Annotated in this window: 18 protein-coding genes and 2 CRISPR repeat arrays (1 of these 20 cut by a window edge); of the genes, 3 read left to right on the plus strand and 15 right to left on the minus strand. The window is 41.5% G+C overall.

Annotated elements, in window-relative coordinates; genetic code table 11:
- Positions 1–3,063: a CRISPR direct-repeat array (repeat unit 30 nt; unit sequence GTTTCAATCCCTTATAGGTAGGCTAAAAAC) (it extends 3,252 nt beyond the left edge of the window).
- A 105-nt stretch (positions 3,064–3,168) separates the two neighbouring features.
- The gene (gene istA / locus CEQ75_RS17325) at positions 3,169–4,758 is read left to right on the plus strand and encodes an IS21 family transposase (protein WP_089608934.1); all 1,590 of its coding nucleotides are present in this window, start codon (positions 3,169–3,171) and stop codon (positions 4,756–4,758) included.
- Complete coding sequence (gene istB / locus CEQ75_RS17330; RefSeq protein ID WP_089608935.1) at positions 4,755–5,534, plus strand: IS21-like element helper ATPase IstB; 780 nt, start codon at positions 4,755–4,757, stop codon at positions 5,532–5,534. Before istA ends, istB begins: the two co-directional genes overlap by 4 nt.
- 243 nt (positions 5,535–5,777) lie before the next feature.
- Positions 5,778–9,386: direct repeats of the CRISPR family, unit length 30 nt; unit sequence GTTTCAATCCCTTATAGGTAGGCTAAAAAC.
- Between the two features lie 284 nt (positions 9,387–9,670).
- Here the strand turns inward: istB and cas5 are convergent.
- From cas5 to cas6, 13 genes are all read right to left on the minus strand, one after another.
- Positions 9,671–10,366, minus strand: a complete 696-nt coding sequence (gene cas5, locus CEQ75_RS17335; protein WP_089612279.1) for a CRISPR-associated protein Cas5 — start codon at positions 10,364–10,366, stop codon at positions 9,671–9,673.
- A gap of 41 nt (positions 10,367–10,407) precedes the next feature.
- Positions 10,408–11,358: a CRISPR-associated protein gene (locus tag CEQ75_RS17340; protein ID WP_089612280.1), complete on the minus strand. Its 951-nt coding sequence runs from the start codon at positions 11,356–11,358 to the stop codon at positions 10,408–10,410.
- Positions 11,351–13,408 carry a hypothetical protein gene (locus CEQ75_RS17345; RefSeq protein WP_089612281.1) on the minus strand — a complete coding sequence of 686 codons (2,058 nt, stop codon included), beginning with the start codon at positions 13,406–13,408 and terminating at the stop codon, positions 11,351–11,353. Before CEQ75_RS17345 ends, CEQ75_RS17340 begins: the two co-directional genes overlap by 8 nt.
- A 38-nt stretch (positions 13,409–13,446) precedes the next feature.
- Positions 13,447–15,252, minus strand: coding sequence for a CRISPR-associated DxTHG motif protein (locus tag CEQ75_RS17350; RefSeq protein WP_089612282.1), 1,806 nt, complete (start codon positions 15,250–15,252; stop codon positions 13,447–13,449).
- A 27-nt stretch (positions 15,253–15,279) separates the two neighbouring features.
- A complete protein-coding gene (gene cmr6, locus CEQ75_RS17355) occupies positions 15,280–16,419 on the minus strand; it encodes a type III-B CRISPR module RAMP protein Cmr6 (protein ID WP_089612283.1) in 1,140 nt (379 codons plus the stop codon).
- Positions 16,409–16,816: a type III-B CRISPR module-associated protein Cmr5 gene (cmr5, locus tag CEQ75_RS17360; protein ID WP_089612284.1), complete on the minus strand. Its 408-nt coding sequence runs from the start codon at positions 16,814–16,816 to the stop codon at positions 16,409–16,411. The genes cmr6 and cmr5 overlap by 11 nt, the downstream gene beginning before the upstream one ends.
- The gene (gene cmr4, locus CEQ75_RS17365; protein ID WP_089612285.1) at positions 16,816–17,763 is read right to left on the minus strand and encodes a type III-B CRISPR module RAMP protein Cmr4; all 948 of its coding nucleotides are present in this window, start codon (positions 17,761–17,763) and stop codon (positions 16,816–16,818) included. Before cmr4 ends, cmr5 begins: the two co-directional genes overlap by 1 nt.
- 29 nt (positions 17,764–17,792) lie before the next feature.
- Complete coding sequence (locus CEQ75_RS17370; RefSeq protein ID WP_089612286.1) at positions 17,793–18,971, minus strand: hypothetical protein; 1,179 nt, start codon at positions 18,969–18,971, stop codon at positions 17,793–17,795.
- Positions 18,968–20,041, minus strand: coding sequence for a type III-B CRISPR module-associated protein Cmr3 (gene cmr3, locus CEQ75_RS17375; protein ID WP_089612287.1), 1,074 nt, complete (start codon positions 20,039–20,041; stop codon positions 18,968–18,970). The genes CEQ75_RS17370 and cmr3 overlap by 4 nt, the downstream gene beginning before the upstream one ends.
- 3 nt (positions 20,042–20,044) lie before the next feature.
- The gene (gene cas10 / locus CEQ75_RS17380) at positions 20,045–21,313 is read right to left on the minus strand and encodes a type III-B CRISPR-associated protein Cas10/Cmr2 (protein WP_089612288.1); all 1,269 of its coding nucleotides are present in this window, start codon (positions 21,311–21,313) and stop codon (positions 20,045–20,047) included.
- Complete coding sequence (locus CEQ75_RS17385; protein WP_089612289.1) at positions 21,310–21,804, minus strand: type III-B CRISPR-associated protein Cas10/Cmr2; 495 nt, start codon at positions 21,802–21,804, stop codon at positions 21,310–21,312. Before CEQ75_RS17385 ends, cas10 begins: the two co-directional genes overlap by 4 nt.
- A complete protein-coding gene (cmr1, locus tag CEQ75_RS17390; protein WP_157677522.1) occupies positions 21,801–22,739 on the minus strand; it encodes a type III-B CRISPR module RAMP protein Cmr1 in 939 nt (312 codons plus the stop codon). Before cmr1 ends, CEQ75_RS17385 begins: the two co-directional genes overlap by 4 nt.
- A gap of 184 nt (positions 22,740–22,923) precedes the next feature.
- Positions 22,924–23,664, minus strand: a complete 741-nt coding sequence (gene cas6, locus CEQ75_RS17400) for a CRISPR-associated endoribonuclease Cas6 (protein ID WP_089612292.1) — start codon at positions 23,662–23,664, stop codon at positions 22,924–22,926.
- Positions 23,665–23,943: 279 nt separating this feature from the next.
- Here cas6 and CEQ75_RS17405 point away from each other — a divergent pair, with 279 nt between their 5' ends.
- Complete coding sequence (locus tag CEQ75_RS17405) at positions 23,944–24,381, plus strand: hypothetical protein (RefSeq protein WP_089612293.1); 438 nt, start codon at positions 23,944–23,946, stop codon at positions 24,379–24,381.
- Positions 24,382–24,481: 100 nt separating this feature from the next.
- Here the strand turns inward: CEQ75_RS17405 and CEQ75_RS17410 are convergent, their stop codons facing one another.
- Together CEQ75_RS17410 and CEQ75_RS17415 are read right to left on the minus strand one after the other, a co-directional pair.
- Complete coding sequence (locus CEQ75_RS17410) at positions 24,482–24,790, minus strand: YerC/YecD family TrpR-related protein (RefSeq protein ID WP_089612692.1); 309 nt, start codon at positions 24,788–24,790, stop codon at positions 24,482–24,484.
- Between the two features lie 83 nt (positions 24,791–24,873).
- Positions 24,874–25,875, minus strand: a complete 1,002-nt coding sequence (locus CEQ75_RS17415; RefSeq protein ID WP_089612294.1) for a lipoate--protein ligase — start codon at positions 25,873–25,875, stop codon at positions 24,874–24,876.
- Position 25,876 lies beyond the last annotated feature (1 nt).

Raw genomic sequence — 25,876 nt, forward strand, 5'->3', positions numbered from 1 at the left:
TCCCTTATAGGTAGGCTAAAAACGCGCCAAGGTGCCGGGGCGGGGGAGGGGGTGATCTCTAGTTTCAATCCCTTATAGGTAGGCTAAAAACTTCTAAGACTCTCTCTCTTATGTATTCACTGGTGGTGTTTCAATCCCTTATAGGTAGGCTAAAAACATTTCATTTTAAATACACTCCTTTTTATTTTTTGTGTTTCAATCCCTTATAGGTAGGCTAAAAACTAGTGTTATCGTGCCAAGGCACTTCCTGCATCACAGTTTCAATCCCTTATAGGTAGGCTAAAAACTCCATTCTCATCCTTCGTTATCGAAGGATTCTATGCTGTTTCAATCCCTTATAGGTAGGCTAAAAACTAGGAACACGTGTCCTGAAAAACGGAAAAGAAAAGAGTTTCAATCCCTTATAGGTAGGCTAAAAACGATATTCCCAGCGGTCTAGAGGGAGTCTATGCGGGGTTTCAATCCCTTATAGGTAGGCTAAAAACCCGTCTCTTAGCTTATAACTGGCCGTTGCGGTTTCGTTTCAATCCCTTATAGGTAGGCTAAAAACACGGCCTTAAATGAGGACTCCTATTCTAATATCACGTTTCAATCCCTTATAGGTAGGCTAAAAACCATGGCCCTGCGGGTAGCCAAAGAGATTGGTGATGATGGTTTCAATCCCTTATAGGTAGGCTAAAAACTGGAAAGCTACAGTATCAAGTATGCTACAATTTACGTTTCAATCCCTTATAGGTAGGCTAAAAACACTGGGAGTATCCCAGCAGGCTATTTCCAAAATTCGTTTCAATCCCTTATAGGTAGGCTAAAAACCCGACATTCCTGGCGGTCTAGAGGGAGTTTATACGGGGTTTCAATCCCTTATAGGTAGGCTAAAAACGAGTCTCGGCAATTGCCAAGACTCTGGGAGTGTCTCAGGTTTCAATCCCTTATAGGTAGGCTAAAAACGACGTTTCCTCCGAGGTCATAGTGCTTTTTTGCCTGTTTCAATCCCTTATAGGTAGGCTAAAAACCAATATAGGGAAGCCATCGTGCTTTTCTCTTGATGAGTTTCAATCCCTTATAGGTAGGCTAAAAACTCCTAGTAATGTAGTAGTTTATAAGTAAATGGTTATTGTTTCAATCCCTTATAGGTAGGCTAAAAACCCTCAACTTCCTCCATCATTTTATCTTTCCATTCCTTGTTTCAATCCCTTATAGGTAGGCTAAAAACACCAACAGACGCAACAACGGCACTAAATGTAGCCTTGTTTCAATCCCTTATAGGTAGGCTAAAAACGTTTACGATAGGGACTTCCCAAGCAGGATGGACTACGTTTCAATCCCTTATAGGTAGGCTAAAAACGAGCCAATACAGGAGTGGTAGAGGGGATTTTTCGCGGTTTCAATCCCTTATAGGTAGGCTAAAAACTTTTTGTTCCGTCCCCCTTATCTGCATCCGTCCTGCGTTTCAATCCCTTATAGGTAGGCTAAAAACGAGCCAATACAGGAGTGGTAGAGGGGATTTTTCGCGGTTTCAATCCCTTATAGGTAGGCTAAAAACGAAACGTATGAAGACTATCACTCTTTTACAGGTACCAGTTTCAATCCCTTATAGGTAGGCTAAAAACTTAGGAGGCACGAATTACATGGAGACAGTTTATATTGTTTCAATCCCTTATAGGTAGGCTAAAAACCGAACTTTCCGGAATTCTCAATGCTTTTCTCCGCAGTTTCAATCCCTTATAGGTAGGCTAAAAACTTGACTCTGAGTCCTGAGCATTCATACCGTCAATGAGTTTCAATCCCTTATAGGTAGGCTAAAAACGGATGGTTTACATACATAGACTACTTTCACCGATAGGTTTCAATCCCTTATAGGTAGGCTAAAAACTACTATGATATTGGCGGAGAAGTGATCTCACAGGATGTTTCAATCCCTTATAGGTAGGCTAAAAACTTTGAGAGTACCCGCTGTCGCTCGGACAGCCATTTCCAGTTTCAATCCCTTATAGGTAGGCTAAAAACTCTTGATCCGCCGTGTAAATTCCGTCTAGACAGCTTGGTTTCAATCCCTTATAGGTAGGCTAAAAACTATATAAATAATCATAGGCCACTAATATAAGATCAGTTTCAATCCCTTATAGGTAGGCTAAAAACAAATTTGTGAACGAAATTATGGGAGAATAAGATGTGTTTCAATCCCTTATAGGTAGGCTAAAAACGAAAGTATGTCATGAATCCAGAGAATTTTGACGAATTGTTTCAATCCCTTATAGGTAGGCTAAAAACTATCGGCAACTAATGAAACGTATCCGTTTTCCGGAGCGGTTTCAATCCCTTATAGGTAGGCTAAAAACTGAAAAACCGTCCTTTCCTTTTTCGTGCAGTTCTTGTTTCAATCCCTTATAGGTAGGCTAAAAACCGTCGCAAGGGATGCAGGGGGGATGGTTTACATACAGTTTCAATCCCTTATAGGTAGGCTAAAAACTTTTTAGGTGGTGTATATCCGCTTGGAGATTAGTGCGGTTTCAATCCCTTATAGGTAGGCTAAAAACATGACGGTAAAAAGGAGGGTTTATCATGACCAGATGTTTCAATCCCTTATAGGTAGGCTAAAAACGGAGATTTAGTTATGGCTAAAAACAATTTGGCATTAGTTTCAATCCCTTATAGGTAGGCTAAAAACCACAATACCGCGCAATCAGAGCCATTGAGGATAAAGTTTCAATCCCTTATAGGTAGGCTAAAAACAGGCAAGCGCAAGCGGAACGCAAACACAAAGCCGGTTTCAATCCCTTATAGGTAGGCTAAAAACAACATATAAATAGTTGCGTTTAGAAGTCCTGGCGTCGGTTTCAATCCCTTATAGGTAGGCTAAAAACGTAATTTTATTATTGTAGATGTGACAGAAAACACCTTGTTTCAATCCCTTATAGGTAGGCTAAAAACTCAATATACTATGCAATTGTCAATAGTTTTTTTCTAGTTTCAATCCCTTATAGGTAGGCTAAAAACGTATGTTGAACCCGCTCAGACGCTCCGTTATTCACTGTTTCAATCCCTTATAGGTAGGCTAAAAACTTGTGTCTATGGTAATCTAATAGTAGGCCACCGTAGTCATTGAAAAACCGGCCACAATAGATTAACCTACTTGAGAGGAAATTCAACAGGTAGGGGCTGGGAGAGATGATCACAATGAACATCAAGCAACAAATTTTAATGATGCATATTCATGAAGGGAAATCGCGCCGGGAAATTGCGAAAATAACAGGGATCAATCGGGACACCGTAGGAAAGTACATTGGACAATATGAGGAAGGGAGACAGCAATTATTGTCGAGCGGGTCGGCAGATATCCAGGCACTAGTCGACACCCTCACTTCTGCCCCCAAGTATACTGTGGGCATTCGACCCAAAAGAAAAATGACTGACGAGGTTGTGAACAGGATCCAGTTCTATCTTGACGAGAATGAAACTAAGCGAAATCAGGGGCGGCACAAGCAGCAAAAAAAAGCCATTGATATCTTTGAAGCACTGGAAGCCGAGGGTACTCAACTAAGTTACAGTACCGTTCTTCGAACCATTAGAAGCTTGGAACGGAAACCAAAGGAAGCGTTTATTAAGGCTCTGTATGAACTTGGAGACATTTGCGAATTTGATTGGGGTGAGGTTAAACTAAAAATTAATGGAAAATTTCAAGTTTTTCAGATGGCCGTATTCACAACGGCTTACGGGAACTATCGCTTTGCTTATCTGTTCACCAAACAAACAACAGAGTGTTTTCAGGAAGCACACGCCCTGTTTTTCCAGCATATCGGCCAAGTGTATCGTACCATGGTGTACGATAACATGAAAGTCGCGGTGAAAAGGTTTATTGGAACGGAGAAGGAGCCGACGCAAGGATTGCTTCAATTGTCGCTCTACTATGGTTTTCAGTATCGGTTTTGCAATATTCGCAAGGGCAACGAAAAAGGTCATGTGGAGCGAAGCGTCGAGGTCGTTCGCCGAAAAGCCTTCGCTTTTCGGGACGAATTTGAATCCCTGGAGGAGGCAAATCAATATTTGCAGGATGTGTGCACTAAGCGTAATCGTAAGTCCCATGATGAGTACAACGGCCAGACGGCGGAGGAACGATTGGAAGAAGAGCGCCCCGCATTGCTGCCCACCCTTCCACCATTTGATGCAGCTCGCGTGATTTATGGACGGGTGAACAAATATTCCACCATCATCGTTGATCAGAATCGTTACTCAGTACCGGATCATTTGGTAGGTGAATCGATCATGATTAAAGCATATGCGACCCGGGTGCGATGCTTCCATCAGGAATCCTTGGTAGCGGAGCATGTGCGATTAACCGGCAACCACGAGTGGCGGCTTGATCTGAATCATTATTTGGATACGCTAAGGAAAAAACCTGGTGCATTTGCCGGTAGTGCGGCATGGCAGCAGGCTCCTAAAAGGATAAAAGAAATATACGAAACATATTATACCAAACAAGACAAGGAATTTATACAGCTATTGCAATATATTCGAGACGATGTCCCATTTGCGGAAGTCGAGCAAGCTATTCGGGAGCTGGAGAAAATTCATCCGGCTCAAGTGACTACGGATAAAATTAAAGTGCTTTGTGCTAGGAATCGTGACGCGATGCCTGTTGTTCAACCAAATCTCTCGAAAACGGGAAAAGAGATTGTAGAGCGGTCAGCACAGCAGCTTCGCATGTACGATGACATGTTTGATACCCATACACCAAAAGCAAAGGAGGACGTTGCATGAGTAACGCGCCGCGCAAGGCGTTTAAGGAAGCGATATTGGAATATAGCAAAGAACTGAGACTCCCTATGATTCGTAAGCATTTGGATGAGCAAGTTCGGGAGTCAACGCAGCAGGATGCCAGTTATGAAGCATTTCTGGCGCAGTTACTGGAGAAGGAATGTGATGCTCGTCGGGAAGCCTCGCGGCATAATCGCATTCGTCTGGCTGAATTTACACATAAAAAGTACCTTGAAGATTTGGTCATCGCGGATTTGCCAGATGATGCCCAAAAGAAGTTAAAGCAGCTGAAAACATTAGAGTTTATTCAGGAGGGGCGCAACATTATTCTGGCGGGGAACCCGGGAACAGGCAAGACGCATGTGAGTATTGGGCTAGGCTTAAAGGCCTGCCTGGAGGGATATAAAGTATGGTTTACAACTGTTCCCCTCCTCATTAACCGGATTAAAGAATGCCGAGCAGAGCAAACTCTTCGAGCCTTCCAGAACCGCTTTGAAAAATATGATTTGGTTATTGCCGATGAAATGGGTTATATATCTTTTGATAAGGAAGGATCTGAATTATTGTTTACCCATTTGTCGCTGAGGGCTGGTCGCAAATCGACAATCATCACAACCAACTTATCCTTCGAACGATGGGGTGAAATTTTTCAGGATCCCGTGATGACGGCGGCCATGATTGACCGGTTGACGCATCAGTCATACATCGTCAACATGAATGGAAACTCGTACCGCATGAAAGAAACGAAGGAGTGGTTACAACAACAGCAACTGGCATGAAGAAAAAAACAATAACCCTGTATAAAGGTTTATCATGTTTTTGATAAACATTTATACAGGATGTAACAAGCGATAGCGCGTTAGCATTCATCGTGAAACAATGCTCTTTGAAAACTAAATATGCTTATGAAACGACTAAATTTTTTTTTCTTAGTGGCCGAAAATTAAATGACTATATGGCCTAATTTTAAGTTGACAAATACAAACTTGCACTTAAGAAAAACATCGACGAAATAAAACGTGGTTTCAATCCCTTATAGGTAGGCTAAAAACCTAGACCTCAAGTGACGAGTGCTGCCATTTTTTGAAGTTTCAATCCCTTATAGGTAGGCTAAAAACGTAAAATTCGTCATCAAACATATGGATTCCATGTACAGTTTCAATCCCTTATAGGTAGGCTAAAAACAATACCATATCGGCGGCATTGTCCCCGACACAGCGGTTTCAATCCCTTATAGGTAGGCTAAAAACGCAGATATTAAATACTTTACCAATGCAGAATACAGAGTTTCAATCCCTTATAGGTAGGCTAAAAACCGGACAATCCGTCCGCGGCATGAAGGTGAAGTTTAGGTTTCAATCCCTTATAGGTAGGCTAAAAACCGGCAATCTCAAAAACGCTGGCGCAAATTCAATCGTTTCAATCCCTTATAGGTAGGCTAAAAACGAATACGTGATTCCGTGTCTTGCGCGTTCATACCGTGTTTCAATCCCTTATAGGTAGGCTAAAAACGCCGGATCACCGCAACGAACTTCTCCGCCAGCGTCAGTTTCAATCCCTTATAGGTAGGCTAAAAACTCCGTGCCATGGTAAGTCTCATAGTCGGCAGCATAGTTTCAATCCCTTATAGGTAGGCTAAAAACGCAAGGGGCTACCAATCCCCTATGGGGAGAAAGAGGTTTCAATCCCTTATAGGTAGGCTAAAAACGACGAGACGCAAATTATATTATCTTGCCGATGAGCGTTTCAATCCCTTATAGGTAGGCTAAAAACCAGGCCTAATATCTTTGCCGTGGATGTGATTTCGGCGTTTCAATCCCTTATAGGTAGGCTAAAAACCCAACAAATGCCCAACAAAAAAATCATGTTGGGCCGTTTCAATCCCTTATAGGTAGGCTAAAAACGTAGCTGAGGGGAGAGTGATAACGGCATGAGAGATATGTTTCAATCCCTTATAGGTAGGCTAAAAACCAGTAGGTTGCAAGCATATCTTCGTCTATTCTATCCAGGTTTCAATCCCTTATAGGTAGGCTAAAAACCAGCTTTTCTCCCGGTGATGCCGGATACGGCATATCTGTTTCAATCCCTTATAGGTAGGCTAAAAACGTTTACGGCTATATATATCATGCTCGTCCCAAATATTGTTTCAATCCCTTATAGGTAGGCTAAAAACATTTTGATCCTGATGAAACGCCGCGCTTTCCTTTTAGTTTCAATCCCTTATAGGTAGGCTAAAAACGCAAGTGAAGCTGGTCCTTTAGCGGTATTAGATATGTTTCAATCCCTTATAGGTAGGCTAAAAACGACGAAAGAAGTGAAATGCGGCATATGTAACTATGGTTTCAATCCCTTATAGGTAGGCTAAAAACTTGGAAAGCCGCTGATTGACGATACGGAGATTGTCGGTTTCAATCCCTTATAGGTAGGCTAAAAACCCGGATACTTCCTGCCGCTGCCCCATCATAGATATATAAGTTTCAATCCCTTATAGGTAGGCTAAAAACGTACATTTCCCTGACAGGCTGCGTCTTACCGGATATGCGTTTCAATCCCTTATAGGTAGGCTAAAAACAGCAGAAAGCAAGAAAAAATCATTCAGGAAAAAGGTAGTTTCAATCCCTTATAGGTAGGCTAAAAACCAGTTTTACCGGGGAGACGATGCCCCTTAATGAGTTGTTTCAATCCCTTATAGGTAGGCTAAAAACGCAGAACCACTAAGGGTTTTGAGTTGATCGGAAATAGTTTCAATCCCTTATAGGTAGGCTAAAAACAGGCCATGCTTGGCCAAAACTGGGCGCACCGTATCAAGTTTCAATCCCTTATAGGTAGGCTAAAAACAAGATGCCATAAATAAATTAAATGAGATACTAGAGGTTTCAATCCCTTATAGGTAGGCTAAAAACACTAAACAAAAAGAAAATATAGAGCAGCTGCTGCAGTGTTTCAATCCCTTATAGGTAGGCTAAAAACGTATATAAATATATTACAGGGCAATGGAGGGAGATAGTTTCAATCCCTTATAGGTAGGCTAAAAACCTGATACTGTTGGTGCAGTAGGCGATACACTTGTCCGTTTCAATCCCTTATAGGTAGGCTAAAAACAATATGCCGCCTGATGCGAACGATCCGAAAGTTATGGTTTCAATCCCTTATAGGTAGGCTAAAAACGATGAACGATGGCTTGATAAGATTGAGTTGGAGCGAGTTTCAATCCCTTATAGGTAGGCTAAAAACGATTAGTCATACTCTTTTGATTGTTAAGATTACGGTTTGTTTCAATCCCTTATAGGTAGGCTAAAAACGTTGAGATGGGTAGGATTACGCAAGCACAGTATGAAGTTTCAATCCCTTATAGGTAGGCTAAAAACGAGAAAGTAGCATCAGCTATTTGCAAGGGTTTTTGGTTTCAATCCCTTATAGGTAGGCTAAAAACGGAGGAACAGGCGGTTGATATGGTGCTATCTCCTGCGTTTCAATCCCTTATAGGTAGGCTAAAAACCGGGGAACGCAGACGGGAATTATATAGAAAGTATATGGTTTCAATCCCTTATAGGTAGGCTAAAAACTTTGGACAGCATGGGCTATGATGATGAGTCCTCCGGGTTTCAATCCCTTATAGGTAGGCTAAAAACGTTTCATAATTTGAAAAGGTTCAGCATCAGGAATGTGTTTCAATCCCTTATAGGTAGGCTAAAAACTTTTTCTCCGCCAGTTTATACCCACAGGCGTATTGGTTTCAATCCCTTATAGGTAGGCTAAAAACGATACCAATGATCCGCAGAACTTTTATGGCACGACTGTGTTTCAATCCCTTATAGGTAGGCTAAAAACGGTGTTTTAAATGGAACTAGGACACAAAAGTTTCGAGTTTCAATCCCTTATAGGTAGGCTAAAAACGTTGTCTTACGTCCAGATAGATACTCCATATGAGGCGTTTCAATCCCTTATAGGTAGGCTAAAAACGTGTAAGGGAAAAAAGGTGGTGGAGGACGTGAGCAAGGTTTCAATCCCTTATAGGTAGGCTAAAAACCATATCGTCTGTGTCATAGTTGGACATAACAGCCGTGTTTCAATCCCTTATAGGTAGGCTAAAAACTCATACTTAACACCCAAATCGGGACCAGTCGATTTTGTGTTTCAATCCCTTATAGGTAGGCTAAAAACCGGCCCAGCGGTAGAGAGAATGGCCGAATTGGGAAGGTTTCAATCCCTTATAGGTAGGCTAAAAACCTAGAATAAAATCATATCCAAGTTTCATGTGCTGACGTTTCAATCCCTTATAGGTAGGCTAAAAACCAGCAAGGAATCGAACTTCTGTATTTAGCCTCTGAAAGTTTCAATCCCTTATAGGTAGGCTAAAAACGAAATAACTAATTACACAAAATACGAAACACTCCCTGTAGTTTCAATCCCTTATAGGTAGGCTAAAAACTTTTCTCTGGCGGCGTCGGACAGGCTCTTGTAATTCTGTTTCAATCCCTTATAGGTAGGCTAAAAACGACTAAATGATGCGGGGATGGGGGTTTTAGATCCAAGTTTCAATCCCTTATAGGTAGGCTAAAAACAAACATTTCCAGTAAAGGAAACTTTTGAACCGACTTGTTTCAATCCCTTATAGGTAGGCTAAAAACCCATTTTACCCGCATTAAATCAGTATTTATGATTAGACATTCTAATCCCAATAAATTGTATTTTTCCTACATCCCGCTTACTAAGCCATATCTTCTGTCGTCGATCTCCAGACATTTTTACCTTATTGCACATCGACGACAGTTTAAAATAACTCAATTAAACACAAACTTTTAGGAATTGTTAAAAAAGAGTTAGCCTCTTGACAACTAATTATACCACTAAAACCTTTTAAACTATACTCTAAGATACTTTTTTCTCAAAAATTTATCTTGCTCAAAGGGGATTAAATCAGGCATATCAAATCCTCCCCAAAATGAGCTAAACTGAGATCCAGGGGTGAATCGTCTTCACATTTTTTAGGAATAAAAGCAATGGATTTCCCATCCTTTTCATAAAGAAAATCTATCGACTTTTCAAAGGTTCGCCGCCCTTTATACTTATACATAAACCCGCCTGCCCGGCAATAGTAACGATCCGCTTTGAGAACTATTTCCCGGATAAGAGCCGTAGGCACAACCGTTTTGGGCTCGATCTCCTTTCCTTCTGGCACCATATAGGATACTTCCGGATAGACCCGGTAAAGCATCGGCTTCGTCAGGGCATAGGCAACACCTAAATAAGTAGTGTAAATCGCCCTTTCCCGGGTGAGAAATTCAAATAACTGCTCTGTATATTCTTCTCCGGTGTAATAGATACGATAGCCGGGATTTACCAGCAGTTCAATGGTGGTCGGACGGTTAAAGGTGCTCCCCGAGTCTTTCCCCAGCATGGACATCTGTTGCGCAACCGTTCGTACCGGTCGCAGCAGTCCAATGCCTATCCGGTCATCAGTCACAAAGTCCTCAATTCCCAAAATAGCTCCTACCAACCCTTTGGCCGCCGTAGGCGTAATAAAGGGATATGTCATTTGGGTCGCCGTGGTGTCAGGACGGCGAAAATGGCCTACAGTGCCCAAGACATCAAATGCCAGTCCTTTCATAACTTTCTCCTTTTACTATAGTGTTTTTACATAGCGAATACTTACCACAGCGGCTGTTGCCAAGGTTGGATATCGTTATTGATGGTTACTCCGGGGTGAGTCCAAATCCGGCATTGGGCTATCTTATCTTGTCTCTCAGCAACCACTGCCAAAAGCCGGGTCAAATCAAAGGAAACATCCTGTAGGGATGAAGGCAGTTTACCGGCTGCTTTCCATTCCCCAGCATCGGGAGACATTGTGATCAGATCTTCCAGATAACCAATTCGGTAAAAGGGATCGCTGTATTCAATATGAACCAAAATCAGCGGCTGCTGTTGCCCCCTCCCTCTGGCCTGGCGGTGCTGAGTTCCCTGCCACAGTGCCCGAAGCAGCAATTCCTGATCCTCTGGAGTCATATCCGAGTGTTCCGCCGCCTTCGCGTTGATCACCGCCGGCATAGCAAAGACGGCAAAGGGTAGGGTATAGCTGGTCCAAATCGTCCCTTGGGTCTTTCCCTCCCCATCATCAGTAGTATCAGTACTGGGCATGACCACCGTCCCTTGTACATATTGGGTGTCCACAGGATGAAGGGAATGGGCCCATCCGAATTGAACCGGTCCGGTCAGATTGAATTTGGGTTTCACCGAGTAAACGATACCGAAGGTGCGCACATCAAAGCAATGTTCGATCAAGACACTCTTCATGTCTTCCTTGGCCTTTTTTTCTTTCCCCACACTTTTAGCAATCCCTGCCGCCAAACTGCCCCGGCCAAGTAGTTTCCCTTTGTCGTTTATCTTCTCTTGAACAAAGATATGGTTTTTACTGTCCTTTCCTCCGTCTGATTCCAAATCAATCACAAAATCACGAACATCCCTTTTAATGCTCACATCGCTTAAGGAGATCCGCCCATCTTCTTCGGGAAACAACCGCCTGGCATCACTGTCATTTAAGGGATCCCTGTTGGGGATTCCATCCTTAACCGATTTGACAAACAAAATCTCGCCGCTATTCATTATCCTTGCCCCCATCCTCTTCTCTAATTTCAGTATCGAGTTCATCTCCATCGTCATTTTTCTTATCCGATTTATAAAGTAAATAACCGGACCAAAAGGCGGTCATAAAGGTATCTTTTTCCGAAATTAGGTTATTCTCTTTTTCCAAAAATCCCAGCAGGACTTGAGCCAGCACGGGGCGGAAATTACTTCCCAGCTTCATAGACCATTGCTGGGCCAGTTCCTCACAACGCAGCAAACCATTCTTCCAGATCATTTCCGGGGTCAATTTGCTGCCGAATTTCATCACCCGTTGTTTGACAAAGTCCTTGCCCGTTTTTTTGTAATAAGAGTTGGAAAACTGTTTAAGCAATAAACCGGCAGCAAAACCTAAATGTTCTGTTTTTGTCAGGTGGCATAGCTCCAGCTTGCCCTGACCATAAAGGGTTTTAAATTCATCCCAATCCGACAATGTTTTCACTCCCCCTTCCTTGTGTAAAATTTGTTTTTCATATTGTTTAAAAAAATATAAGAAACTGTAATGAAAGACCAATTCTTGGATCATTTGCCCACGGTCTTCTTTATTGGCCAATTCGTTCAGCTTCCGGGCAGTTGCCATGTACAACCGCTCTAATCTGAGTGGCTCTTTGTGAAAGACGGTCCGCAGACTTTCCCACACATAGCCCGAACCATAAACATTAGCCAAGAGTGCAGGAAGATTCTGAGTGCGATAAACGGGCTGTTCCTTCACACCAAAGACCTTCTGAATCTTACCTATTTCTCTCGCGCCTAACTGGTGCATTATTTTTTCCAGCTGACTGGCCACGCTGGGAATCACATCTTCGATCACCGCCCGAATGTGCATGTTGCCCCGGGATAAATCACCGGAGTAATAGAGGATGGTCAAGCGATGCTCATCTCCCATTTCCGGAACAATCCTGTCGATGCCCGCCAATATCTTTAAATGCAGATCACTGTCGCTTTGTTTCTCGTTGCTCTTTTTCAGCAACTTTTTATATCTTGCAAAGAGTTGCCGGGAATCGCCGTCCGTCAGAGGCATAACCATGGGAATGCCGTAAATGGATTCAAAACTGTCCAAACTCATCATTTTTTTTGCTTCCACACTGGTAATAGGGGCGAACATCTCTTTGAGGATAGCATTGGAAATGGGAACCTGAATTTCCTTGAGGAAATGGACACCGTATAAATAGGCAGCATAGCTTTCCTCGTCCACTTTAATCCCCTTCGTCCATTCATCGTCCTTCCAATAGATAGAACGAGGCGATTCCCAGGTAGGAGACAGCCAAAGCCAGGATTTGTTGTAGATCGACACTACCTCATCCGCCTTCCGATTAGTGAAGGTGGATACAGCATTCTTCTCTTTACCCAATTCAGCAGCCTCGTAAAACTTGGCTTGGCCGATTCCTTTCAGAACCGCTTCCCCATCTAAATGAAGGTGGGCTCCGGGAGTCAGCGGACTTTCATTTATCCACAGAGAATGCTCATTCTCTCTCTTTTCTTGATATTTATGAAACATCGGCAACTCTTCATCGAAGATCATCATGACTCCCAGCTGCTTCTCCTCATTGATCAGGTCAGACCCTTTGGTAGCCAGAAATTCAGCAATCCGGTCGGCCAAAGCCTCTCTCTCTATCGCCGTTCTATCCTGATAAAATAAAGTTTTTCCTAATCGGGGTAAAAGAAACTCCTTTTTAAAGGCCGCTTTATCCTTCATGGCTTTAATATGAGGGTCGTAAACCAGATAGCACGGAAGGGGATAAATTCCTTGGGCATGGAGAGGGTTCCCTCCATTGGGATAAAAAATAGGAAAGGCCACATTTCTTATAGAATTGACTTCGAAGGTTTCCTTCTTCTCCTTGGTAACCTTGTCACCCAGTTCCATCAACTGAAAGCCGATTCTTTTTTTCGCAATCTCAATCAGGAAGACATGGCGAAAGTAGTTCTTGCAGTTTTCACTGCTGACATCAGTCAACAGCCGAATTTTGTCCCGGCAAGGCATATCGCTGTTTTTGATAGGACGGCCGATGCGGATAATAGCTTCGGCAAGCATTGGATCACCTTCTTCTTATCGGTGCATTTCTCTTGATCTTAGCCCTTCTCTTCTTCCAGCAGAATCATCTCGCCGATGACATAAGGGTTTTCATGCTGCTCATAGAGTGAACGCCGATCAATAAATGCCACTTGTTTTGTAGCTTTATTCTTTCTCGTAATTTGATTCAGAACATGTTGCATAACCGTTGTTCCTCCGGTTAAGTTATACACGACCTCTTCAGCTTTAGCCATCAGTGGTTCTGCTTCTGCTGAAGCCAGCTTTTTTTCCATAAACCCGGCAAAGGGATCTTCCATGCAATAAACTGCCAGCTCTCCTTGCCAATTCACTTTTTCCAATATCTCATTAATTGCTCCCTTGGTTTTATCGGAAAGAATTACAAAAAGATAATCCGGTTCTAATGTAGCTAAGGCTGAGTACAAGGATCCTTTTGAATTTCCTAAGGCACAAATGAGGAGCATCCCTTCACCCTGTTTCTTATAGAGCTCCCACTTCTCTTGCATATATATCGAATCCTTCAATTCCTGCCACTTTTCTTTAATTTCCTCAATTGCCTTTAATGATAAATGAACATTATCTTCTTTAAAACCACAATGAGATAGACCATTACGCTTGTTAGTAATGTAATCCCACTTTTCTGCCAGCCACTTCTGCTCTTCGGTTAATGGCACCTTACCGTTTTCCTTGGCTTTACTCTGCACAAATTTCATCATCAGCCCCAGAGAATACTCTATGGGCCTCCTTTTTTTATAGGGCAGCCAATCTATACCAGCGATTATCCCTTTACCTTGCCTATGTTCCTGATGAAATAATGCAACATTTACTATCCATTCACGCATCAGAGCTGTTGCACTATTGATATATCCTTGCCCAAAATACTCATCCACAAGTGCAGCTTGACGATTTATTTCCGTATAGTCCAAAAATAACTTCATCTTCTTATCATTGTCGTTAATTTGTGATAAAGCATAAGGCTCGATGAAAGCTTTAACTTGACCAAAAAGTTCTTCCGGAAGGGGCATCCGCTCCATAAGATGTCCAGGTAAATCCTTCTCTAATAGTTGGTGTAGTCGATTAGCTTCCAAACCAAATTCAATGGGAAGTGCCTGTTCATAGGCTGATGTTGCCTTAGAGAAGACCTCACTCAGTTTTCTGATTTGAGAATAGGGCATACAGTCCTTCCCTTGCACACCCTCCGGTATTTTGGTGAAAGGCTCCAGCAAATTGATAATGTAATTGGCTTGCCCTGTTTCTCGGAAAATCCGTGTCGCAAAGAACCATTCTACCATTTCAAGGATTAAGGAAAGATCGAGTAATGGCTTAGGTTCTTCTTTTATCTCAACGTTGCCATAGAAAGTGGAAATTAACCCCACATTGCGCAGTGCTTTAAGGTAAAGTGCTGCTGTAAAATACAAAAAAGAGAAACTTCTATAGCCATGAGTCAGGTCGAGGGTTAAATATGCGTTTTCAGGCACGCACTTCAGAATGCATCGAAGAATCTCCCAAATCTCTTCCTCGTTTTTCCCATCTGATATATCAAGTGCTGATACGCGGATGGGTTTTGTTATATGAGTACTAAACTCTCCAGACTCAATGTGCTCCTTAAATTGGGGAAATTGCACCTTAGCTATCTCAGATGTACAAAGAATTATGACCTCATCAGGAAGTCTATCCTCAGGTAAAAGTTGCAGCAAAGCCAAGGGAGATTGGTTGGCTTCCGCTACTTTGTCTCCCAGCGCATATTTCGTCGGTCTTGGAGTAACGCTAAGAGCAGCGATAAGTATATGTTTTTTCATATTTCTGACCATATTTTCCTCTCCGCTAATTTTTTTAACAAGTCTCATCGCCTCACCCTATCGAGAATTCTCTAATTACATCTTCATGATTCCATAGCCCACAGCGGTTTTGGCACCTACACCATGCTCCAATAAAGCTTTCTTGATCCAGGTAGAGGCTACGTCCATAACCGATGACCCTTTAAAATAATCCTTATCTATGGCAACATTCTTTTGGGCATCAATGCCGATAACAAAGCAAAATTTAGTCTCTGCAATGGTAATGAAGGGAATAAGTTTGGTATCTCCATAATCCCTAGGTGCCTTACCTTTCGAATAGTATTCGGAATAATGAGGCGTCATGATATCGACGATGATCTTGGGCTTTCCCTGAGGAAATGCATCATAAAAAAATACATTGCCCTTATTGCCCTGACTTCCAAAGATCAGCTTGAATCCTTGGTCGTCTAATGCCTTTTTTTCGTTGCCATCAAAACAATTACTTATTATCCATGAACGGGTAATCCCTTTTATAGCGCTGCCGGGAATATATGGTATCCCATAAGTATGATGCAGAGTTAGCGAGGTTTCATAAACTGATGCACCTCCCAAACCAACTATCATCCGCCATTCTGGTTCCAGAGTCAAGCTTTTGGTTAAAAGGCCCAGCTCGTTTAATGCTCTTAATTGCCGCGCAGAAAACTCTTGGAAATTGATCTGCGGGAATTCATGCTTGTAATTGCCAAAAGATGATTTCATCTTTTTGTCCGCCGCCTTGTAGAAGAGAAACTTATCATCCTGAACCCTCGGAAACCGATTCAGCATGAGCTCATAATTACTGATCTCTTCAACATCACCATAATTAATAATAAGCACACGAGTATCCCCTGGTAAATATTTAGGTAGTGGTTTTTGAGAATTATCGTTACCTTTGGACTGCGAATTATCACCTTGCCGATCACGCTGGTTTTTAGAGTTATTTTTTCGAGCAGAAGTATTTTGTTGAGAATTTGCTCGTGCTTTTTCAGGTAGTATAATTTTTAAGTCTGTTATTGTGGCAGGATCTTTTTGATCTGATACTTTAAACTCTACTTCAACTTCCTTAGTAAGCTGGCTGACAACTTCTGCAGAAATATCTTTTATGTTAAAAGCATATTCTTTTAAATTGTCTCCAATAATGATGCCTTTGCCCCTATTGTTTTTAAATTGAAGAACCTTTATGCGTTCAGATTTCATCTTCCACTTCTCCTTTAATCGTTCCTTCGGAGAAACGCCGTAACCAATTAAATAATGCTAAGACCTCGTTTGTGACACAACGATAAGAGGCGGAATCTAAATTAATGATTTGTTCGATTAATTCTCCTTGTCCATCAAGAAAGTTTGCATCTCGCTTTAACCACTCCCCTGTTTGCTTATAGATTAATCGATAGGCCTTCTCTTTATCTTTAGATTTAACAAAGGCGAAGGTAGGCCCCAAGCCATTGGTCTTGATATACATTGGGATTTTCTTTACATAAGCTTTGTACTTAGCTTCTTCCCCTTTAAGCTCATCTTTAGCCTCTAAAACTTTTTTATATGCAAAGGAAGCACGGCCTTGTTCAATTCCTTTAATACTATCCTCAGTGTTTTTCATTAACCCTCGACCCCCAATAGCCTTTTCTCGACACGGGTAATCCCTTTACCAATAGTGGCATCGCCGCCGATTTGTAAAATTTGCGGCAAATAAGTCTGAAAGAATTCCATTACGGCGCCTTCACCATCACTCAGCACACTTTTTTCAGGATTAAACACAGGGGCTGCCATCGCCAAAGCATATAGAACAGTCTCTGCGGGTAAAAACTCCTCGGTAAATAAAGCCCCATCAGCCACAGTTCCCGTTTCATTATTGATCTTAGTTCGTGTGATGACCTCCGTAGACCATTGAACAAAATCCCGAAATTCATCGTTACTTAATACAATGATATCTTTGCGGATTTTCTCTTTCAATGTTTTAAATTCCTTAACATCGGGAAGCAGAATTTCGGAAAGCCATTGAGTTAGAGCGGTGCATTGCTCATCTTCTTTATGGTTAACCTTGAAAGTATATTCCTCTAAAATTACTTTATCGTCACGAACAAAGAGGTTGCTGCCATGAGGGGTGGCTTTGTCTCCAGGTACCTCAAAGCTGACATTTACCCCACATAGTCCCAATTCATTGATGAATTTTTCCAATACCTGGGGACAAGTGATCCAAGCATATACACCTTTTACCGATTTTACAGGAAAAAGCAGCACCCTGGCATCTGTAATACCAAGGGCAGCGGCAAAGTCTCCTCCTTTTTCCGGCCCAAAAAGAAGATTAACACATTGACCTATCTCCTGAGCACTTAATTTTCCCCCTCGAAACTGAATATCGTATAAATCCTTACATCGCTCAAATCGCTCTCGTATACTTCCTTTAAGACTGGATCCTTCTATCTTGGGAAAGCCTGTATGTCTTTCTCTTTGAATCGGCATATCGATGATTCCTAAATCACTGCCGCTGCCGGCATGTAATGGAGTCTCGCATATTAAAAAAAACGGTTTAGCAAGTTTATACATATCATGTTCCTCCTATCGTATTAGGTCAGCTACCGGCTAATAGCAACTGAGATAAGCTCACGATCTTTCAAGTTTTCGTATTCCTCTTTTAGTTTGCGTGGATAATTTTTATCAATTGTATCATCAGTAATGAAATAATAGTTATAAATTACCAACTTATTGCTTTTAATATCATACCAGTACTGAATCCGAATCTGTTGAGGATTTGTGTGTTTATAGACATAGGGCTCTTTATCATTTAAATGGTTGAGATCTCCATTATTTTTAATCCCTGAAAAATCGTTGATTTCACGCAATCGTCTTAAAAGTTCTATGATGGCTTCTTCTAAATGCTTTTTCTTAGTTTGTTCTTCTTTTGAATACTTGCCTTTATAAGGAAAATAAACTATATCGTATTTACTATTGTACTCTACCCAAAGCATAGTCCCGATACCATTTAAGTAGATGATATTTTCACCATCGATTATGTCCTCGGTGATGCAGTTTTTAAAGTCATCCCCAATATTATTTTTTCGGCGATAATCTTCCCAGCTCTCAATGATACCATCGTAAAGTTCTTGAAATCGCAGATGGTATTTCTCAAAGAGGCCTTTGTCCAGGTTGATAGGCGCCTGGGGGATGCGAATGAGTTCTTCTGTATCCTCAAATATGTAGTAAATTGGTACATTATTGATTTGACTTAGAATAGATAAATAGGGAATCACCCCCTTATATCCGCCTGTCACATTCATGATCACGTTTTCTGTATAGCCTCCGGTTATCTCGCTAAAGCGTTTGACCAGATTGACAATTCCCTCTTGCTCGAAACGTTTGCGATCTTCTACCTGTAAGCCTTTTATTCTATCTTCTCTTTCATAATCAAAGTGCACCGTGATTGGACTACCTGGCCGATTATTAAAGTACTGGGTGATAATATCCGCAGCTAACCGGGAAAGAATCGTTTCTGTACAAATCAAGTAAACTTCCAGGTCTTCATTGACCTGCTCATAAATCTTCCACAGACTTTTTATCTCAGCAGATGCATCTTTATTATCTTCAGCCCAACTTATAAGCTCATTTTGAACCGGTGTGATTCGGGTACCCAGCAACTTATCCCAATTCTCTGCTTTTTCACCTTTCAAGACCTGAAGCGTAATTTTAAGTTTATTTGATTCTTCTTCATAATTTTTAAAAATCGATGTCCCAACGGGTGTGATCACCTTCTTCATTCATCCATTCCTCCTACTAATCCAATGCCATACCCTTCCATAGCGTAAGGAGTATTCTCAAACGGCTGATAATGAAAGACCTCTTTCACCTTTTCAGCCTCGCCTTCAAGGAGTTCAAAATAATATACACTCCCGGCAGGTACAGCCCGGTGCATAGGCTTAGGCTTCCGTTTTTTAATATCAAATCCACCGATAAAGAGATGTTTTCCTAGTGCTGCTGTTAGCAATTTAACTTTCAACCCCTGGTAATGGCCAAAAAAAGTATCCGGATTTATCCAGTCCGGAAGCCATCCGTTATTCAAAATGGCCGGAGTTAAGAGGTAAATTTTAAAAACTTGGTGCTTAGGAGCCGAATAAGCCGGTATCAGGGAATTTTTATCTAACTCATGGATATGCTTGTAATGAGTGGCTTTCCCTTCCCCACCAAGTTTTAAAAACCCCTGTTCCGGTAAATTAATTCCCTCATAGTCAATGATAAAGGAACATTCCTGGTGCGCTTTTCCTTTATCTTGTCGTGGCGAAAGTCTTAGCATGCCGGCACGATAGAGCATCTGATCCTCTGCTGAACGACCAGGAGTAAGCTTTATCCCAATTTTCGCTTCTTCTGTAACAAAATCTTTGAGATCAGAGAAATAAAATTGCTTGCTGCTATTGGCAAGATATTCACTAAGCGTCACCTGATCAATCCACCCATCGCCTATCGTCTCAGCAATAAGATCCGGCGGGGAGGCCAATACCTTCGGCAGGGAACAATTGGATAAAGAAGGGGTATCCAGAAGCTGCAAAGGAAAGGCGCAATTATCACCTGCGTTTTTTTCCTGGATCAAGTCCCGGGGCAGTGGAAAGTAATAGCTGTCGCCCCAGGCTTTTAAGAACATGCCTCGGATCCTTAAGGATGATGTTGGATCATCTGATGTTCCGGCAAGGGGGAAATATTGGGGATTTTGCGCAAAAAAGGCCGTTCGTAAGGCACCATAGAATACTGACGGATACGGCGGAAAAAGACTTTCACCCCAATTATTTTCTCCCCTGTTAAATGGTTTTCCATTACGAAAAAAAGAGTATCCAATGGTTCAGTCTGCAACAGCACGAATTTCCACCCCCTTAGCCAAAAAAGAAATAATCTCTAATAATCCAAGAAAATCTTCCAGATTATTTTCGATATATAAATTATTCAACACCTTTTTCATCTCCGCAATTTTTTGCTCCTTATCCTGTTTCATCCTGGTTGAAGCTTCTCCGGCCGAAAGATCAAGATAAGACCGAGTAAGAAGTCTCCCCAACTCGCTATCTACCATCCCATCAAGATTCTTAATCTTCATATTTCCTTCAAAATGGATAAACTCAGCGCAAAATTGGTTTATAAAGTTAGTGGTAAAATGATCTCTCAACCCATCTAAGAGAAATTTAAGCTGGTCCGCAAACCAACCATGGGAGTTTAGCCATTGCGTTTTAAATTTGATGATCTCTCCTGAACGTTTCAGCACGGCAAGGCTTAAGGCATCTTTGCCTCCCATATTCTTCGCCTCTTTTTCCATGCGTCTTGCCCATTGAAGCGCAACACTTAAAGGGGTCATAAAGTGGCTGACTGCCACTCCAGCCGAGAAAGTCAGCTTTTTTGAACTAAACTGGGATACGTCGATTTTATCAAATTCTGCCCTTAGTTCCTTTAAGATACCGGGCAGATAATTCAGGTTTACAAACCCTAAGAAATCATCGCCGCCTGCATACACTGTCACTCCTTTGGGAGCCGTTAAAATCTTTTCCGCCGCCTTACGGGCAAATTGTGCTAACTCCTGACTTAGATGTTTATGGAAAGCTGTCAATTGTTCTTTATTCTGCTCACTGAGCATTTTCCCAGAGAGCCACTTCCCCATATTGTCTCCGTCGAAGATTATGACTGCGTAATATGATGTGACCTGAAAATGATTCTTTTTTATTGCCCGGTAAATCTGATCGACAATTTTCAACTCCTGCTCTGTTCCTCTTCCTGCCAGGTCTTGGTTATTAAGGTGTGCATAGACTAATTCTTCATCAAATTCCTGTTCAAGCAGAATGGCGAGTTCGAGATTGTCTTTGGCTATTTTATCTAAAATATCTGCCAGTGCAATACGAGCTGTTGAAGGAAAGGATTCTTGATAGAGCAGATCTTCTTCCTTGTGGTCTAAGAAATACTTTGGTGCGGTTCTTTTCAAGAAAGCCACGGCACCCAATGCTTCACCCTGCGCCATGTACTTTAAGGGAATTCTGTTGTTTAATTCCACCGCATTTTCGGCCATATCCGCCGATTTATGCCCATATCGATTTTTCCTATAAAAAAGAGCATTATGTTCTCCAGTCAGTGTGCATTTTCTTCCCCGTCCTCCCGGAGAGGAGAAAAGGAGCGAATCTTGGTTTGCCCCAAGTGACTTTCAATCGTTTTATAGGCCTGCGTATAACCTGCGTCCATGGGATCAAAAACCCAATAAAAATGGAAGTAGCTTTTGATCTGCTGCCATGATCCCGAGGGCTTGGGAATACCGAAAATTCCAAGACAATACTCAAAAACTTCTTCAAGTTTCTTATAAATTTCTTTCTCTAAAGCAAGGCCCAGCTCTTTCAAATTTTCTTCCGTATCCTCTTGAACAATAGCTAAAAAGCGATTAGGCAGTGATCGTGACTTCACATTGGGAAATACGATCTCTCCTTGCCACTTCTCTTTTACTATCATGATAGCCTGACGGCAAAGATAGGAAAGAATCGCACTTCCAGAATATAAATCCTGCGTTTTTCTTGATTGTTCAATAAACCCCTGCACAGGCGTAATTGAAAAAATAAATAGATACCTTCTCATGATAAAATCGCCTCTCTAAACGCTTTTCTCGTGTCATTTCTCCTTAAAGTAAAGCCCGGCTCTAAAGCCAGGTGCAAAGAAGTATTAATGGGCCAAACTTTCCCTTGCTCACCTTTTATGATGGATACATATTCCGGCGAAGATAATCGTTTGCGTTCACCATAGCTACCATAGCCGGTATAGTCGCTGTTATTCTCATGAGAGATATTACTAATTTTGCGAAGAAGCGGCCGAAAATCTTGCTCCGGCTTTCCCAATGCGATGGTTTCGATATAGGGATAAGAAGCGTTTTTGTTATTTTCCAGTTGAATCATTTCATTTTTTAGGGTGAATTTATTTTTAGATAGGAAATTAAGTCTGCTTAAAATCTGAGGTAGTATGTCTTCCTGCTTTAGTTCAGCAATCTCTGATTTCAGGTTATTGCAGCGCAAAATACGAAAGCTCCCAAACCCTCTTCGGCTACGTCCGCCCATACCTCCAAGTAAAGAGGTTAGTTCGAACAGCGTCTGCAAATGGGCTGGAGAGAATTCATCCGGCATACGGATAAATGAGAATTCTACTCCAAAATTGGTATACATCACTATTGCATTGGCATTAGCCTTGGCTTTATATTCTTTTTTATGAGGCAACATTGCCTCTTTTCTTATATCAACTTTTTTATGTGTCATTCTTATCGCAAAACAGCTTCTTCCTTCTTGTTTAGTACTTTTTTCTCCTTCTGCCTTCCCGTTCAGATCAGCTTTAGTATTTGTCCCGCCGAAAATCCGCCCTTCCAGTGATCTTAGGGCGGATATATTCGCTTCAGCTTGCGCAGCACGCCACCAATAGCGTAGAACACCCTTCATGGACGGTGCTCTGAACTCCGGGTTATTTTGATCCGCTCCATACTGGAACAATGGAGAAATAAGTTCACATTCGAAACTCAGCTTTTCCAACACTACTCCTCCCCATATATTTTCAGGCTAGGTTCAGCCCCCAGCCTTCTACAATAGAAATTTTCTACGGTATTTCTACAGTAAAATGCAGTAACTAACATATTCCACAAACTACTTAATTTACCTCTACATAATTTGTAAAATTTACTTGATTTCGCTATAAAATTGTTTAATGTTGGATAAATCAAACGTCTGCAGCCTCCACACATCCGAACCCTTGACTGTTCTTACTTCCGATTCCTCCATCCACTGCCAGTTGAAGCAGTTCATTTGCTCCCATTAAAAGCAACTTACCGGCATACCCTTTGATTACCGTGTTTTTAAAACTGACAATCTTCATCCTTTGTATTCCGACCGGTTTGATTTCCACTTCCCCTTCCGGTCCTTCTGCTGCATAAAGAGCCCGGTATTTCTTACGCAGATTTTCATTGAATAAGCGGGTATAATCTGTCTCCCCCGGTTGAAAATATACTGTATACTTTTTGCCGTCAGCTCTAAGCAGTGTGCTATACAATACCACTGGGGAAAGGGTTCTAACCATAACCTTATTTTGCTGCACCTCATATTGACGGACATTTATCCTGTCAATCGCAAGTTCCCGAGCACCTATACGCATAACCCCCTTTGAGAGCAAGACATTGACTAATGACTGACAAAAATCTTGTAAAGGAGAGGATACGGTAAGCTTTATCTCTCCTTCAAAAGCTATGGTCTTTTTAATCCTGTCCATTTGATACGCACCTTGGATTAAAGAAAAGCAGAACATTTTAAAGGTGCGGGTTCCGTCTCGATAGCCCTTATTATGCAAAAAGGACGCCAGTTCCTGGTCGATAGAATTATAAAGGGCTGCTTGTATCAATTGATTATAATGAATTGGCAATACAACGGGTTCCCTTAGGGGTTTAAAATAAATCTCTAAATTCATTTTCCTTACCACTCCCTATGTTTATCCTCTATTATCTTGATAATATATACAGTATTTGACACCAGAGCCCTCACTCCTCTTTTCAATAAGATAGCTATTTAATTAAAAAATGGACGAATATGGCAGCAATATACTTGGTTATAAAATGGACACCAAGATGAAAGCCGAACCAATATTGACGACTCCAATTACAAACTATTAATTGGAATTTATTTTAAACAATGATTGTTTAGTGCTATAATATAGATAATAATTAATATGGGCGGGAGGAGAGATCGGATGGATGATAAGATACTTGGATTTTTAGAAAAGATGTATATAGAAATTGAAAATATTAAATCAATTATGGCAACCAAAGAAGATTTGTCTAATATGGCAACTAAAGAAGATTTGTCTAATATGGCAACTAAAGAAGATTTGTCTAATATGGCAACTAAAGAAGATTTGTCTAATATGGCAACTAAAGAAGATTTGTCTAATATGGCAACTAAAGAAGATTTGTCTAATATGGCAACCAAAGAGGATTTATTTAAAATAGAACAAAAATTAGTTTTGATGGAAGATAAAATGGAGCAAAATCATAAGGCCTTATATGACGGTTATAGATTAACCTATGAAAAATTAGAGATTTTGAATAAGAAGGTTAATGAAATTGAAAGAAATGTTGAGAAACATGATATTGCAATCAGGGCCATAAGAAGAGAAGTGAGTAATTAGCAATAAAGTACAAAATATCAAACCGCAAAAACCGGAACATAAAATTGGTCAAAAAGACAATCTTTAAAACTTATCCTTACTGAGAACACAAAAAGGACGGCTAACCGTCCTTTTCCTTGCTCTCCATTTTTTCCAAGGCTAATTTATAACCGTCAGCTCCGTAAAACAAGCAGCGTTTTACCCTGCTGATCGTTGCGGTACTCGCCCCGGTTACTTCAACAATTTTGCTGTATGTTTCATCCTGGGCCAACATTTTAGCTACTTCCCAGCGCTGTGCCAGGGATTTAATCTCCCCGATCGTGGCCAGATCTTCAAAAAAGCGAAAACAATCTTCTTTGTTTTCCAAGGATAGAATTGCATCAAATAAGGAATCGACAAAAGGATCCTTCCATATATTACTTCCGGGCATGTTTTCCCCTCCTCTGAAACCTTTTGTATATTCCATAAAGCAGGGCAATTTACCTGCTTTTTTAAAAAAACTTTCTTCCAAGGTTAGAGATCAAGGCTTCCTAACCATAGCTTTATTTCATCAATGACGGTACTGTCCTGTACCTCTCGAGCCAAAGGATCCAAGGCACGAACCAAATTTTCTTTTTCCAGCAGGCAACCTGTCAATAAAGGGGAAATCCTGCGAATCATTTCTTCATCCATGGCATCGGAATAAACGGCGCAGGAATCGATTCTGCCATTGATCGTGTGCAGCTTCAAATCAATTTCACCCCAAGGAAAACGTTCTGTTAATGAAATATCAAAGAGAGGACTTTGACCAAATCTCCAATCCCATGAGGCAAACTTCTCATACAACCCCATTACCTCCGAGGCCTCCTCATGAATATGCACCTCATCTGAAGGCTCTTGGTAAAGCTCACTGAAGCTCTCTATAAAGCTCTCCGTTACCGACGATATGGTAATTTCCTTTGAGTTCTCCCCAATATTTGTGACTCGGGAGCGAACGGACTCAACCCCTTTGGCCGCTATTTTCTTTTTTGAGGGATTCAGATACTTACTTAGCTTTTCCAACTGGGAATGTACCATGATTGTCCCATGATGATAAGCAGCTTGGCTTTGATAATAATAGGCATGTCCCGAGAATTTTTTCCCGTCCAACAGGAGATCATTGCGTCCCGAGAACTCTGCATTTACCCCCAGCTTTTTCAAGGCTGCTAAAATTACCGATAACTGCTTTTCGATATCATAGTATTTGCGGGGCGCCAGAAAGGTAAAATTTAAGTTGCCCAAATCATGATAAACCGCTCCGCCGCCGGATAAGCGCCGGGCTAATTTACCTCCGTCTTTTTCCAACTGCTCCCAGGCACATTCCTTCCAGGCATTTTGGTTACGTCCGATGACAACCGTATTATCATTTTGCCATAGATAGAGAATGATTTCGTTTGCCAAAAGATCAGCGAGCAATTTTTCTTCCAGAGCAATATTAAACCAGGGATCAAAGGAATGTGAGCGGACAATTTTTGTCTGTATTCCACCGTCAACCATG

It is taken from the genome of Dehalobacterium formicoaceticum, assembly GCF_002224645.1.
Classification (GTDB): domain Bacteria; phylum Bacillota; class Dehalobacteriia; order Dehalobacteriales; family Dehalobacteriaceae; genus Dehalobacterium; species Dehalobacterium formicoaceticum.

Excerpts from the sequence above, each read along its gene's own strand:
- istA (WP_089608934.1), top strand. The coding sequence starts at position 3,169 with ATGATCACAATGAACATCAAGCAACAAATTTTAATGATGCATATTCAT.
- istB (WP_089608935.1), top strand. The coding sequence starts at position 4,755 with ATGAGTAACGCGCCGCGCAAGGCGTTTAAGGAAGCGATATTGGAATAT.
- cas5 (WP_089612279.1), bottom strand. The coding sequence starts at position 10,366 with ATGAAAGGACTGGCATTTGATGTCTTGGGCACTGTAGGCCATTTTCGC.
- CEQ75_RS17340 (WP_089612280.1), bottom strand. The coding sequence starts at position 11,358 with ATGAATAGCGGCGAGATTTTGTTTGTCAAATCGGTTAAGGATGGAATC.
- CEQ75_RS17345 (WP_089612281.1), bottom strand. The coding sequence starts at position 13,408 with ATGCTTGCCGAAGCTATTATCCGCATCGGCCGTCCTATCAAAAACAGC.
- CEQ75_RS17350 (WP_089612282.1), bottom strand. The coding sequence starts at position 15,252 with ATGAGACTTGTTAAAAAAATTAGCGGAGAGGAAAATATGGTCAGAAAT.
- cmr6 (WP_089612283.1), bottom strand. The coding sequence starts at position 16,419 with ATGAAATCTGAACGCATAAAGGTTCTTCAATTTAAAAACAATAGGGGC.
- cmr5 (WP_089612284.1), bottom strand. The coding sequence starts at position 16,816 with ATGAAAAACACTGAGGATAGTATTAAAGGAATTGAACAAGGCCGTGCT.
- cmr4 (WP_089612285.1), bottom strand. The coding sequence starts at position 17,763 with ATGTATAAACTTGCTAAACCGTTTTTTTTAATATGCGAGACTCCATTA.
- CEQ75_RS17370 (WP_089612286.1), bottom strand. The coding sequence starts at position 18,971 with ATGAAGAAGGTGATCACACCCGTTGGGACATCGATTTTTAAAAATTAT.
- CEQ75_RS17385 (WP_089612289.1), bottom strand. The coding sequence starts at position 21,804 with ATGAGAAGGTATCTATTTATTTTTTCAATTACGCCTGTGCAGGGGTTT.
- cas6 (WP_089612292.1), bottom strand. The coding sequence starts at position 23,664 with ATGAATTTAGAGATTTATTTTAAACCCCTAAGGGAACCCGTTGTATTG.
- CEQ75_RS17405 (WP_089612293.1), top strand. The coding sequence starts at position 23,944 with ATGGATGATAAGATACTTGGATTTTTAGAAAAGATGTATATAGAAATT.
- CEQ75_RS17410 (WP_089612692.1), bottom strand. The coding sequence starts at position 24,790 with ATGCCCGGAAGTAATATATGGAAGGATCCTTTTGTCGATTCCTTATTT.
- CEQ75_RS17415 (WP_089612294.1), bottom strand. The coding sequence starts at position 25,875 with ATGGTTGACGGTGGAATACAGACAAAAATTGTCCGCTCACATTCCTTT.